15 protein-coding genes are annotated in these 11,845 nt (G+C 33.2%); 8 read left to right on the top strand and 7 right to left on the bottom strand.

Going from position 1 to position 11,845, the window contains the following annotated elements:
• Window positions 1-164 precede the first annotated feature (164 nt).
• Window positions 165-947, top strand: a complete 783-nt coding sequence (locus tag LPC23_RS06000) for an ABC transporter ATP-binding protein (protein ID WP_229328853.1) — start codon at window positions 165-167, stop codon at window positions 945-947.
• Between the two features lie 5 nt (window positions 948-952).
• Here LPC23_RS06000 and LPC23_RS05995 read toward each other — a convergent pair whose 3' ends face one another.
• Together LPC23_RS05995 and LPC23_RS05990 are read right to left on the bottom strand one after the other, a co-directional pair.
• On the bottom strand, window positions 953-1,408 hold the full coding sequence (locus LPC23_RS05995; RefSeq protein WP_229328851.1) for a tRNA (cytidine(34)-2'-O)-methyltransferase: 456 nt from the start codon (window positions 1,406-1,408) through the stop codon (window positions 953-955).
• A gap of 4 nt (window positions 1,409-1,412) precedes the next feature.
• Entirely contained in the window at window positions 1,413-1,991 is a 579-nt protein-coding gene (locus LPC23_RS05990; RefSeq protein ID WP_229328849.1) for a pseudouridine synthase, read from the bottom strand.
• A gap of 112 nt (window positions 1,992-2,103) precedes the next feature.
• Between LPC23_RS05990 and LPC23_RS05985 the strand changes: the two genes are divergently transcribed.
• Window positions 2,104-3,441 carry a DNA recombination protein RmuC gene (locus LPC23_RS05985; protein ID WP_229328847.1) on the top strand — a complete coding sequence of 446 codons (1,338 nt, stop codon included), beginning with the start codon at window positions 2,104-2,106 and terminating at the stop codon, window positions 3,439-3,441.
• A 111-nt stretch (window positions 3,442-3,552) separates the two neighbouring features.
• Window positions 3,553-4,092 (top strand): YceI family protein, encoded by a 540-nt coding sequence (locus LPC23_RS05980; protein WP_229328845.1) that lies wholly within the window; start codon window positions 3,553-3,555, stop codon window positions 4,090-4,092.
• A 1-nt stretch (window position 4,093) separates the two neighbouring features.
• On the opposite strand, the gene LPC23_RS05975 is transcribed toward LPC23_RS05980, so the two are convergent.
• Window positions 4,094-5,017, bottom strand: a complete 924-nt coding sequence (locus LPC23_RS05975) for a TIGR01777 family oxidoreductase (protein ID WP_229328843.1) — start codon at window positions 5,015-5,017, stop codon at window positions 4,094-4,096.
• A 112-nt stretch (window positions 5,018-5,129) separates the two neighbouring features.
• Here LPC23_RS05975 and LPC23_RS05970 point away from each other — a divergent pair, with 112 nt between their 5' ends.
• Genes LPC23_RS05970 through folE form a run of 5 tightly spaced genes read left to right on the top strand, consistent with a single transcriptional unit; the run spans window position 5,130 to window position 8,694 of the window.
• Window positions 5,130-5,789, top strand: coding sequence for a TetR family transcriptional regulator C-terminal domain-containing protein (locus LPC23_RS05970; RefSeq protein WP_229323572.1), 660 nt, complete (start codon window positions 5,130-5,132; stop codon window positions 5,787-5,789).
• Window positions 5,790-7,097, top strand: coding sequence for an ABC1 kinase family protein (locus tag LPC23_RS05965; protein WP_229328841.1), 1,308 nt, complete (start codon window positions 5,790-5,792; stop codon window positions 7,095-7,097).
• On the top strand, window positions 7,097-7,375 hold the full coding sequence (locus LPC23_RS05960; RefSeq protein ID WP_229328839.1) for a TIGR03643 family protein: 279 nt from the start codon (window positions 7,097-7,099) through the stop codon (window positions 7,373-7,375). Before LPC23_RS05965 ends, LPC23_RS05960 begins: the two co-directional genes overlap by 1 nt.
• A gap of 11 nt (window positions 7,376-7,386) precedes the next feature.
• On the top strand, window positions 7,387-8,070 hold the full coding sequence (locus LPC23_RS05955) for an SDR family NAD(P)-dependent oxidoreductase (RefSeq protein ID WP_229328838.1): 684 nt from the start codon (window positions 7,387-7,389) through the stop codon (window positions 8,068-8,070).
• A gap of 24 nt (window positions 8,071-8,094) precedes the next feature.
• Window positions 8,095-8,694, top strand: a complete 600-nt coding sequence (gene folE / locus LPC23_RS05950; RefSeq protein WP_229323563.1) for a GTP cyclohydrolase I FolE — start codon at window positions 8,095-8,097, stop codon at window positions 8,692-8,694.
• 82 nt (window positions 8,695-8,776) lie between these two features.
• On the opposite strand, the gene LPC23_RS05945 is transcribed toward folE, so the two are convergent.
• The 4 genes from LPC23_RS05945 to LPC23_RS05930 are packed head-to-tail and all read right to left on the bottom strand — an operon-like array spanning window position 8,777 to window position 11,845.
• Complete coding sequence (locus tag LPC23_RS05945) at window positions 8,777-10,072, bottom strand: cryptochrome/photolyase family protein (RefSeq protein WP_229328837.1); 1,296 nt, start codon at window positions 10,070-10,072, stop codon at window positions 8,777-8,779.
• Entirely contained in the window at window positions 10,072-10,533 is a 462-nt protein-coding gene (locus tag LPC23_RS05940) for an SRPBCC family protein (RefSeq protein WP_229328836.1), read from the bottom strand. The genes LPC23_RS05945 and LPC23_RS05940 overlap by 1 nt, the downstream gene beginning before the upstream one ends.
• A 4-nt stretch (window positions 10,534-10,537) precedes the next feature.
• Window positions 10,538-10,987 (bottom strand): sterol desaturase family protein, encoded by a 450-nt coding sequence (locus LPC23_RS05935; RefSeq protein WP_229328835.1) that lies wholly within the window; start codon window positions 10,985-10,987, stop codon window positions 10,538-10,540.
• Between the two features lie 18 nt (window positions 10,988-11,005).
• Window positions 11,006-11,845, bottom strand: a complete 840-nt coding sequence (locus tag LPC23_RS05930; protein ID WP_229323555.1) for a phytoene/squalene synthase family protein — start codon at window positions 11,843-11,845, stop codon at window positions 11,006-11,008.

The raw sequence follows: 11,845 nt of genomic DNA, 5'->3' as shown, positions 1-11,845 counted from the left end.
AATTAAATTTTACCACATAGAAACATAAGTAATTAAATAAAAGAAAAAATGGATAGAAATAGTACTATTTTCTACAAAGCTATGTGAAGAGTGAAACGTCTAACTCCATCTATATAAAACTATCAAGTCTATGTCTCTATGTGGTAAAAAACTTTCTAAAACTAATGAAAAATATTATTTTAAGCGCTTCTAACATCAGCATAGGCTATTCCAACAAAAAGGAAACTACGACAGTAGCATCAGAAGTTTCTGTTTCCCTAGAAAAAGGAAAATTAACCGCTTTGATTGGGGCTAATGGTATTGGAAAATCAACCCTTTTGCGAACCTTAATTGGTATTCAATCACCTCTTTCTGGGAAAGTCCTTTTAGAAAATAAAGACATTCATTCCATTGATAATTTGACTTTAGCCCAACACTTAAGTGTGGTACTAACCGACAAATTACCTCCAAGTAATTTAACAGTTTTTGAACTGGTTGCTCTAGGTAGACAACCGTATACGAATTGGATTGGCAAACTTACTTCAGAAGATATTGAAAAAGTAAAGGAAGCTTTAGAACTAACACAAATTACTCATCTTGCTGACAAAAAACATGATGAAATTAGCGATGGGCAATTGCAAATTGTACTTATTGCAAGAGCATTGGCACAAGATACTCCGCTTATTGTTTTAGACGAACCCACTACTCACTTGGATTTATTACATAAAGTAACACTTTTGAAGCTCTTGAAAAAATTGACTCAAGAAACTGGAAAGTCCATCTTGTTTTCTACTCACGATATTGATATGGCTATCCAATTGAGCGATGAAATGATTATTATGACTCCTGAATCAGTGGTACAAGACCAACCTTGTAATTTGATAATGAAAGGAAGTTTCAATACCTTATTTCAGGATGAACATATTCTTTTTGACGCCGAAAAAGGAAAATTCGTTATCAAAGGATAATAATTTTAAGACTTCAAACCGATTTGTCTTTTGGCTTCGCCAATAACAAAAGCCACCGAATTAGCGACGTTAAAACTTCGAATTAATGATGACATTGGAATGGTTAAATGATTATCAAACAGATTTAAAACTTCTTCGCTTAAACCCACACTTTCTTTACCAAACACTAACCAATCTCCATCTTGAAATTGAGTTTCCAAATATGATTTTGAAGCACGAGCACTCATCAAAAATACTCGAGAACGATCTGGAATTTGATTCAGCCATTCGTCTACATTTTGATATTCAGTGACATCCAAATGGACCCAATAATCCAAACCCGAACGTTTTAAATTCTTGTCATTGATTACAAATCCAAAGGGATGAATCAAATGTAATTTACTTTCTGTTCCAACACAAAGTCGGCCAATATTGCCAGTATTATTTGGTATTTCTGGTTCTACCAATACGATGTTTAACATATCTTTATTTATTTTCTATTTGAAAATCAGCTACTTCAATAACTTCGCCTGCTTGTAAATCATTCAAATGTACATTTCCCACACGAACACGTATTAAACGCAAAGTAGGAAAACCTACACAAGCAGTCATTTTACGAACCTGTCTGAACTTCCCTTCATTAATTGTAATGGAAACCCAAGAAGTAGGTCCGTGACGTTCATCTCGAATTTTTTTTCCTCTTACGCCAAAAGCAGGAACTTCATCAATTAAATAGGCTTTGCAGGGTTTAGTGATGTATTTTTTACCGTTAAATCCTATTTCAACACCTTTTTGCAATTGTTCCACCGCTTCTTGATGAATTACACCATCTACTTGCACATAATATTCTTTTTCCACTTTCTTGCTACGAACGATTTCGCTCATCATGCCGTCCGTAGTCAACAATAATAAACCTTCCGAATCTTCATCCAAACGACCGATAGCCATTGTGCCTTTTGGAAATGGGTATAACTCTCCCAAAAGTCGTTTCTTTCTTTTTAATTCATACACAAACTGGCTCAAATAGCCGTAGGGTTTATGAATAATAAAATGCTGATGCGACATATGGTTTCAATTTGTAGCAAAAGTACATTATTATTGAAGAAAAAATAATTATTTTAAAGCAGCAAATTCAGAGAATTCCCTACTTTTACTACTTACTAAATTCATCCTTTTTATGACAGCTATACTTCCTGTTTTATTCAGTTTTATAATCGCATTAGCCATTGGTATTTACATTGGCAAACTCATTTTCTCTGCCAAAATGCAGGCTGAAAAAATCAGTTTAGAAGAAAAAGTATTGGCAAGTCAAGCTCAAATTCAGAACTTGAAAGAAATCCTAGAAAAAGAAAGAAGCGAGAAAGAAGTGATTCGGAAAGAGAAGGACAGTTTGGCTATTCAATTGTCCAAAAAAGAAGTTGATTTTGAAAATCTATGGGAACGCAATAAAGAACAAAAACAAGAAGTAGAACAGCTTCAGGAAAAATTCACCAAAGAATTCGAGAATTTAGCTAATAAAATATTAGACGAAAAATCGAATAAGTTCACTGAGCAGAACAAAGAGAATATGCAAAATATCTTGACACCGCTACAAGATAAAATTCAATTATTCGAAAAGAAAGTCGAAGACACTCACAAGGAAAGTATCGATTACCACGCGGCGCTTCGTCAACAAATTTTGGGGTTACGTGAAATGAATCTTCAAATGAGCAAGGAAACCATTAACTTGACCAAAGCATTAAAAGGCGACAGCAAAATGCAAGGGAATTGGGGTGAATTGGTATTGGAGCGTGTTTTAGAAAAATCAGGTTTAGAAAAAGGTCGTGAATACGAGGTGCAACAAGCATTTACAACAGAGGAAGGTAATCGTGTATTTCCAGACGTAGTGATTAATTTGCCCGATGGCAAAAAAATGATTGTCGATTCAAAAGTATCGTTGACCGCTTACGAAAAATACATCAATGAGGAAGACGAAGAATTGAAATCCAACTACCTCAAAGAGCACGTCAACTCGATCAAACGTCACGTAGAACAATTGGGGAACAAAAACTACCAAGACTTGTACCAAATTGAAAGTCCTGATTTTGTGTTGTTATTTATTCCAATCGAACCGGCATTTGCTATGGCATTAAACGAAGACACTTCATTGTACAACAAGGCTTTTGAAAAAAATATTGTCATCGTAACTCCAGCTACTTTATTAGCTACCTTACGAACTATTGATAGTATGTGGACCAATCAAAAACAACAAGAAAATGCGTTAGAAATTGCGCGCCAAGCAGGAGCTTTGTATGATAAATTTGAAGGTTTCGTAGCCGATTTAATTAAAATTGGAAAGAAAATTGACGAAAGTAAAGTCGAATATGCTGGCGCAATGAATAAACTAGTAGAAGGTAAAGGAAACTTAATAAGCAGTGTGGAACGTTTGAAAAAAATGGGAGCCAAAGCTAAAAAAGCATTACCAGACAATATCATCAATCGTGCTGAGACAGATGAAAATCAATTGGAATCGTAAAAAAATAGTTGTATAATTCTGAAAGAGTAACTACCATGCTTTAATACAAACCAAAACCCTACTTTTTTTATTCAACTATTTATTGTAAATTGTATTTTAAATTTTTGAATTATGAGAAAAATAATTCTAATAGTAATACTATTCAATTGCATCTATGTATTGGCACAAAAGAAGTTAGAAACAACTTCAGGAAAAGTATTTTTTGAAGCTTCAGTGCCTTTATTTGAGGAAATCAGTGCTGTAAACAATGCTGTAAACTGTACACTGAATCTAAAAGATAACTCTATTGTATTTTTCTTAAAAATAAAAGATTTTAAATTCAAAAGAGATTTGATGCATACTCACTTCAATGAAATTTATTTGGAAAGTGATAAATATCCTAGGGCTAGTTTTAAAGGGGTAGTACCCAATTTTGATCTCGACAAAATTTCGCCGGAGGGGACTTTTTTAAAGATAAATGGCACCATTAAAATTCACGGAGTTTCAAAACCAATCACTGTTTCTGGAATCTTCAAAAAAACAAAAAATCAACTACAGGTTACAGCTGATTTTATACTTAATACTGATGATTTTGAAATCAAAATTCCTAGTATGATTTTACCTAAAATATCCAAAAAAGTCCAAACACATCTTGAATGTTCCTTGCAATAAATTATTTATCCAAACAATTTTTTAAAGCGAGATTCAATTGTGTAAATTCAAACTTAAAACCAATAGCCTCAATTTTGTTTGATGTTACTCTACGTCCTGTAAGCACTAATTGTGCCATTTCTCCTAAAACAATTTGCAGTAAAAATGCAGGAACATTTGGCAACCAAATACTATAACCCAAAATTGAAGCTAAAGTCTTTGAGAAAATCGAATTCGTAGTACTATCATTAATGGCTGCATTGTAGGGTCCTTGAACTTCAGGATTGATTACAGCCTCCAAATAAATTCGGCATAAATCATCAATATGTATCCATGGCATAAATTGTTTTCCTGAACCAATAGCACTACCCAATCTCAATTTGAAAAGTGGAACTAATTGCTGTAAAACACCATCGCCTTTTCCTAAAACCAAACCCGTACGAATGTATACTGTACGAATACCTAAATCACGTATAGGTTGAGCAGCCGATTCCCATTTCTGGCATACCGTTCCCAAAAAGTCATTGGCAGCAGGAGTAGTTTCTGAACACAAAACATCATCAGTAATAGCTCCATAAATTCCAACACCCGAAGCTGAAATAAAAGCATCCAGTTGTTTGTTGTATTTTTGTAAAGTAGCCAACAGTAATTGAGTAGATTGTTCTCTACTGTCTAGAATTGCTTTCTTCCGATTCCTTGTCCAACGTTTAGCGCCTATATTTTCTCCAGCTAAGTGTATAATATAATTGGCGCCTAAAATAGCTTGTTCGTCAATTGTTCCATCTTCAACATTCCATTGAGCATAGGAAACTCCAGCTGAATATTCTTTAGCAGTACGACTTAGAATCGTTACTGAATATCCGTTATCTAACAGTAATTGGGTTAATTTTTTACCAACAAAACCTGTACCACCCGTAACTACAACATTTTTTCTCTCTTCTAACATAATGTGGTTTGAATTATTTTAACACAAATATATGAAAATATTTTTGTTTAACTTTATTACAATATTGTTAAACATTTTGTATCTTTATGCTCTAATTTGAAAAGCAATCAAAATGGCTACTAAAAAATCTACTCTAACTAAAGAAAAAGTAATTTCATTCTATATGCAAAGTACTTTAGAGCACAATTCAAAACCTAAATCAGTATTTCATTTTGCAAAAGAAAATGGATTTACAGAAGCTGAATTTTATACATTCTTTGGCGGTATGGAAGGAATTGAGAAGGAAGTGTTCAATCAATTTCTATCTAAGACAATTGAATTATTAGAAAAAGATAAAGATTACGAATACTACGATATGAAAAGTAAAATGCTTAGTTTTTACTTCACCTTCTTTGAATTACTGACGGCAAACAGAAGTTATGTAGTCCTTAGCTTAAAAGAAAATAGCACTATGCTAAAAGGATTAATGCAACTAAGCGGTTTGAGAAATGGTTTCAAAGACTTTGTTAGTTCTATTATTTCGGATGAATACCGATTGAAACAAGAACGTTTTCAAGACATCCAGGAAAAGGCGTTGCAAGAATCAGCTTGGATTCAGTTGTTAATGACATTAAAGTTTTGGCTGGACGACACTTCAGCTGCATTTGAAAAAACAGACATCTATATTGAAAAATCCGTGAAGGCGTCGTTTGAATTAATGAATACTGCTCCGTTAGAAAGTCTAATTGATTTCGGGAAATTTCTTTTTAAAGAAAAAATACAACACAACTAAATGAAAACTATTGATTATATTCCTACTTCTAAAATCCAACGTGCTAGTAAATTAGTACAAACAGGTGCCAAAGTAGGTGTTAATTATTTAAAATATTATGGCGAAAAAGTAGTGAATCCTTCACTCAATCGTGATAAATTAAATGAAGATAACGCTGAGGATATTTATGATGGACTGAAAAGTTTGAAAGGAAGCGCCTTGAAAGTAGCACAGATGTTGAGTATGGATAAAAGTTTCCTTCCTCAAGCCTATGTGGAAAAATTTTCATTGTCTCAATTTTCAGTTCCGCCACTTTCAGCACCTTTAGTGTTAAAAACATTCAAATCGAATTTAGGCAAAACACCTTATGAAATCTTTGACGAGTTCAATCCAAACTCAGTCAATGCAGCGAGTATTGGTCAAGTCCATTTGGCAATTAAAGATGGTAAAAAATTGGCCGTGAAAATTCAATATCCAGGAGTGGCAAATAGTATTTCTTCTGATTTGGCTTTGGTGAAACCAATTGCTATTCGAATGTTTAATTTACAAGGCAAAGATTCAGATAAATATTTCAAAGAAGTTGAAGACAAGTTAATTGAAGAAACCAACTATTTATTAGAACTAAAACAAAGTCAAGAAGTCGTAGCGGCTTGTTCTAAAATAAATCACTTGGTTTTTCCAAACTATTACAGTGACTATTCTTCTGAGAAAATAATTACTATGGATTGGATGACAGGATCACACTTGTCTGAGTTTACGAAGGAAAATACCAATGGTGAAATTGGAAATCAGTTAGGACAAGCATTATGGGATTTTTATATGTATCAAATACATGTCTTGCGCAAAGTGCATGCCGACCCTCATCCAGGAAATTTCTTAGTTAACGAAAATAATGAGCTAGTTGCTCTAGATTTTGGATGTATGAAAGCAATTCCAAAAGAGTTTTACACGCCTTATTTTGAGTTAATTAAAAAAGAGGTCATTGATAATCAAGTACTTTTTAACGAAAAATTATTCGAATTAGAAATTTTACGTATTGATGATACTCCTGAAGAAGTAGCTTATTTTACTTCCATGTTCTATGACTTGCTAACATTATTTACTCAGCCTTTTCAATCAGAAACTTTTGATTTTTCAGACGAAATGTTTTTTGAAAAAATAGCACAATTAGGAGAGCGTTTTGCCAATGATACCAATCTAAGAAAAATGAATGGAAATCGTGGTTCCAAACATTTTATCTACATGAACAGAACCTTCTTTGGTTTGTACAACTTACTATTTGATTTAAAAGCTGAGATTGTAGTACATAACTATCAGAAATATAGCTAATGAAAAGAGAATTAACTGATATCGATAAAGACCGCATCATTGAAATGGCTTGGGAAGACAGAACCACTTTTGATGCCATTTTACTGCAGTTTGGTTTAAAAGAACAAGATGTTATTGACTTGATGCGTGCCGAGATGAAACCTTCAAGTTTTAGAATGTGGCGAGCAAGAGTTCAGGGTAGAAAAACCAAACATGAAAAATTACGCGATTTTAGAGAAGGCCGTTTTAAATGTTCGCGCCAAAGACAAATAAACAACAACAAAATAGCAAAACGATAAATAATTAATTAATGAAAAATATACTCATAGTTGGAGGAAGTAAAGGAATTGGTAATGCCATTTTGTTACAACAATTGGAAAAAAATAAGGTGTATACAATCAGTCGTACTGCTCCTGAAATGAGCCATCCAAATCTAGAACATTACAGTTTAGATGTATTGCAAGATGCATTACCAGAAATCGAAAGTTTGGACACTTTAATTTACTGTCCAGGATCAATTACTTTAAAACCAATTGGTAGCTTAAGTATTGATGATTTTAGAAATGACTTTGAAATCAATGTAATTGGAGCAGTAAAAGTGATTCAAAAATACTTAGCTGCTTTGAAAAAGGGAAACCAACCTTCTGTCCTATTGTTTAGTACCGTGGCAGCTAAATTAGGAATGCCTTTTCATGCCAGTATTGCAACAGCAAAAGCGGGTGTAGAAGGATTAGTTAAATCTCTTGGTGCAGAATTAGCATCTAGTATTCGTATCAATGCTATCGCACCAACGATTACCGAAACTACCTTGGCGGCAGGGATTTTAAGAAACGACCGAATGAAAGAAAATATGGTAGAACGCCATCCTATGAAAGGCTATTTACAGCCACAAGAAGTAGCTGAAATGGCAGATTTCTTGATTTCAGAAAAAGCAAAATCAATTTCCGGACAAATTTTTGAAATGGATTACGGTATTGTCAGTTTTAAAATATAATTAAATATCCCCACATCAATTTACATGAAAAATTACGAAAAAATAGAACAATACAATACTGAGGTTACTGAATTACTTTCTAATAATTATAAAACGATTATTGAAAATTTAGGAGAAGATGTTACGCGCGAAGGATTAGAGAAAACTCCTGAACGAGTAGCAAAAGCGATGCAATATTTAACTCATGGTTACGAATTAGATCCATTAGAAATATTAAAATCAGCTTTGTTTACTGAAGACCATCAACAAATGATTGTGGTGAAAGACATTGAAGTGTATTCTATGTGTGAGCACCATATGTTGCCTTTCTTTGGGAAAGCACATGTAGCCTATATTCCCAACGGGAAAATTGTTGGCTTAAGTAAAATCCCTAGAATCGTTGATGCATTTGCAAGAAGAATGCAAGTTCAAGAACGTTTGACAGATCAAATTAAATGTTGTATTCAAGAGGCATTAGAACCCCTTGGTGTAGCGGTAGTTATAGAAGCACAACACATGTGTATGCAAATGCGTGGCATTCAAAAACAGAATTCAGTTACAACCACTTCATCGTTTACTGGAGCTTTTGAAAAAGACAAAACGCGTAAAGAGTTTATTAGCTTAATTACAAGTAAATTGAGTTAATATATTAGTTGTTTTTTAGGTTAGAGTTAGGTTGGAACTCCCGAATTACTATAAACAGTTTTCGGGAGTTTTTTTTATAAAGCTATTTTAGAATCCCTGCTTTATAAGTCGCAATAGCGCGATCTCTAGCCATAGCATGATCTACCATAGGTTGGTCATAACCCAAATCAAATTCTTTAACCCACTGTCGAATATAAATTCCCTTTTCGTCAAATTTTTTCTGCTGAATTTCAGGATTAAAAACTCTAAAATAAGGAGCTGCATCACAACCAGTTCCAGCTGCCCACTGCCAATTTCCAACATTAGATGCCATTTCGTAATCTAATAACTTTTCAGCAAAATAGGCTTCGCCCCACTGCCATTCGATTAATAAATGCTTGCATAGAAAACTTGCGACTACCATACGAACTCGATTGTGCATATAACCCGTTTCGTTGAGCTGACGCATTCCAGCATCTACCATTGGATATCCTGTTCTACCCTCGCACCAACGCTTGAAATCAGATTCGTCATTGCGCCATTGAATACCATCGTAAGCCGACTTAAAATTCTTATTTTGAACTTTAGGAAAATGATATAAAATTTGCATGAAAAATTCTCTCCATATCAATTCACTCAAAAAAACATCATTTTTACGTACCGCCCAATTGACTAATTTACGAACACTAACGGTTCCAAAACGCAAATGAGGTGACAAATAAGATGTACTATCTAAAGCTGGAAAATCTCTTGTTTCGTGATAGGTAGCAACCAATTTTAAATTGTGAGGTTTTACTTTAATCGAACTTGGAACAAAACCAATTTCTTCCAAAGAAAGAAGATCAAATTTACTTTTGAAAAAATTAGAAAAATACGGACTAGCATCGTATTCAATAACTGGTGCTATAGTTTTGTATTTTTCCAACCATTTATTTTTAAAGGGAGTGTATACAGTATAGGGTAACCCATCTGATTTGACAATTTCTTCTTTTTCAAAAATGACTTGATCTTTATAGGTCGCTACTCCTACTCCATTTGATTGAAGAATATCAGTTACCGCTGCATCACGTTGCATGGCATTGGGTTCGTAATCTTTATTCCAAACTACTTCTTGAATGGCATACTCTTGAAGTAATGCTTCCCAAACTAATTCAGGCTTTCCTTTAAGAACCAAAAGAGAACTAGCTGTTTCTTGTAATTTAAGATGAATTTTAGAAAGTGATTCATGAATAAAACCAACTCTTGGATCATTTTTTGGTAAACGTTCCAAAATAGTTTCGTCAAAAATAAATAATGGAATTACTGGATATTTTGATTGTAAAGCATGGAACAAACCTACATTATCTTCCAAACGTAAATCACGTCGAAACCAAAAAAAAACAACTTCTTGTTTAGTCATTATTTTGTATTAAATAATTCGTCTACTTTGATTGTTCGGTAGTTAAAAATGGATTTTAGTTTGTTTTTCACTATCAAAGCATTCATGATTCTACCCAAAAAACCTAATGGTAAGGCATAATGAATCAAGTCTGTCATAAGGACTCCATTGTCTTTTTCTTCAAAAAAATGCTTGTGATGCCAAAGTGTATAAGGCCCGAAACGCTGTTCGTCTACAAAATAACTTTCCTCCTTTACCACAGTTATAACAGTCATCCAACTTAATTTAATTCCAAAAAGTGGAGAAACTTTATATTGTATAATTTGTCCTGCATACATACTTTTTTCATCAAAATCAGTGATTTCAAATCCCATATCAGTTGGTGTGATTTTTTGTAAATTTCTTGGATTTGAAAAAAAAGCCCAACATTCTTGAATACTGGCATTAACAAACTGTTCCGCTTTTAATGAATATACTTTCATATGATTATATTTTATAATATTTGAAAGGCACAAACAACATTCCAAAACATTCACCGTGCTCCTTACCTAAATGCTTGTGATGCACTTTATGCGCTTTTCTCAATCCAATCAAATATTTGTTATTGGTATTTTTAAACCATTTAAATCGTTGATGAATTAATACATCATGAATCATGAAATAGCACAATCCGTAAAACATAATCCCTAAGCCAATAAAGAATTTATAATTCAATCCACCCTCTACACCATAGTAAAAAAGAGCAATACTTGGAATAGCAAAAATGACAAAAAACACATCGTTACGTTCAAAAACATTGGCATATTTTGGTTGATGATGGTCTTCATGAAAATACCACATAAATCCATGCATTACAAATTTATGTGTACACCAAGTTACACACTCCATAATCAAAAAAGTCCCAAGGAAAATCAGAAAAAACTGGATTTCGTTCATTGTAATAATAATTTAATTTTAAACTAATTTTAATTTATAGGTAACAAAAGATTGGGCTAGTAAGCCCGCTTTTGTATAATTAGAAACTCGAATTCTTGCAGTGCCAATTTTGTCACTAGGAGTTTTCTCTAACTTTTTTAATAATTTTTTATAATACACATAGGCTGTATAAACTCCAAATTTAGCTTCAATTGGCAACTTGGTAATTCCTTGAAAAGCAACTTTAAAATCCTCTTCAATTTCATTAATAATTGCTTTTTTAGACTGCTCATCAAAAGAGTTTAAATCCACACCTGGAAAATAAGTTCTGTTAAGAACCAAGTTATCGTCTTTTAAATCGCGAAGGAAATTGACTTTTTGGAATGCCGACCCTAATCGCATCGCTTCATCTTTAAGTAGATTGTATTGATTAGTATCGCCGTCAACAAAAACTTTCAAACACATTAAGCCTACCACATCAGCAGAACCGTATATGTATTCTTCATATTCTTCTTTAGTTTGGTAGTCTGATTTAACCAAATCCAACTTCATGCTTTTCAAGAATGCTTGAATCAAATCATCTGAAATATTATAGCGTTTTACAGTCAATTGAAATGAATTTAAAATTGGATTTAAACTAATTCCAGAATGATACGCTTTATAATACTCTTTTTCAAAATCGTGAATAAGAGTTTCTTTTTCAAAGCCATGAAATGAATCTACAATCTCGTCGGCAAAACGAACAAATCCGTAGACACTATAAATGGCTTCTCTTATGCTTGGAGAAAGCATGTAGACTGCTAATGAAAATGAAGTGCTGTAATTTTTAGTTACTAGCTTACTACATTTAAAAGATACGTCATCAAATAACTGCTTCAT

This window comes from Flavobacterium ammonificans, from assembly GCF_020885975.1.
Lineage (GTDB): Bacteria > Bacteroidota > Bacteroidia > Flavobacteriales > Flavobacteriaceae > Flavobacterium > Flavobacterium ammonificans.
The sequence above is the reverse complement of the archived record's forward strand: the minus strand, read 5'-3'. Positions and strand labels throughout refer to the sequence as shown.

What these genes read in the sequence shown, in the direction of transcription:
- LPC23_RS06000 (WP_229328853.1), top strand. Translation starts at nt 165, where the DNA reads ATGAAAAATATTATTTTAAGCGCTTCTAACATCAGCATAGGCTATTCC.
- LPC23_RS05995 (WP_229328851.1), bottom strand. Translation starts at nt 1,408, where the DNA reads ATGTTAAACATCGTATTGGTAGAACCAGAAATACCAAATAATACTGGC.
- LPC23_RS05990 (WP_229328849.1), bottom strand. Translation starts at nt 1,991, where the DNA reads ATGTCGCATCAGCATTTTATTATTCATAAACCCTACGGCTATTTGAGC.
- LPC23_RS05985 (WP_229328847.1), top strand. Translation starts at nt 2,104, where the DNA reads ATGACAGCTATACTTCCTGTTTTATTCAGTTTTATAATCGCATTAGCC.
- LPC23_RS05980 (WP_229328845.1), top strand. Translation starts at nt 3,553, where the DNA reads ATGAGAAAAATAATTCTAATAGTAATACTATTCAATTGCATCTATGTA.
- LPC23_RS05975 (WP_229328843.1), bottom strand. Translation starts at nt 5,017, where the DNA reads ATGTTAGAAGAGAGAAAAAATGTTGTAGTTACGGGTGGTACAGGTTTT.
- LPC23_RS05970 (WP_229323572.1), top strand. Translation starts at nt 5,130, where the DNA reads ATGGCTACTAAAAAATCTACTCTAACTAAAGAAAAAGTAATTTCATTC.
- LPC23_RS05965 (WP_229328841.1), top strand. Translation starts at nt 5,790, where the DNA reads ATGAAAACTATTGATTATATTCCTACTTCTAAAATCCAACGTGCTAGT.
- LPC23_RS05960 (WP_229328839.1), top strand. Translation starts at nt 7,097, where the DNA reads ATGAAAAGAGAATTAACTGATATCGATAAAGACCGCATCATTGAAATG.
- LPC23_RS05955 (WP_229328838.1), top strand. Translation starts at nt 7,387, where the DNA reads ATGAAAAATATACTCATAGTTGGAGGAAGTAAAGGAATTGGTAATGCC.
- folE (WP_229323563.1), top strand. Translation starts at nt 8,095, where the DNA reads ATGAAAAATTACGAAAAAATAGAACAATACAATACTGAGGTTACTGAA.
- LPC23_RS05945 (WP_229328837.1), bottom strand. Translation starts at nt 10,072, where the DNA reads ATGACTAAACAAGAAGTTGTTTTTTTTTGGTTTCGACGTGATTTACGT.
- LPC23_RS05940 (WP_229328836.1), bottom strand. Translation starts at nt 10,533, where the DNA reads ATGAAAGTATATTCATTAAAAGCGGAACAGTTTGTTAATGCCAGTATT.
- LPC23_RS05935 (WP_229328835.1), bottom strand. Translation starts at nt 10,987, where the DNA reads ATGAACGAAATCCAGTTTTTTCTGATTTTCCTTGGGACTTTTTTGATT.
- LPC23_RS05930 (WP_229323555.1), bottom strand. Translation starts at nt 11,845, where the DNA reads ATGAAGCAGTTATTTGATGACGTATCTTTTAAATGTAGTAAGCTAGTA.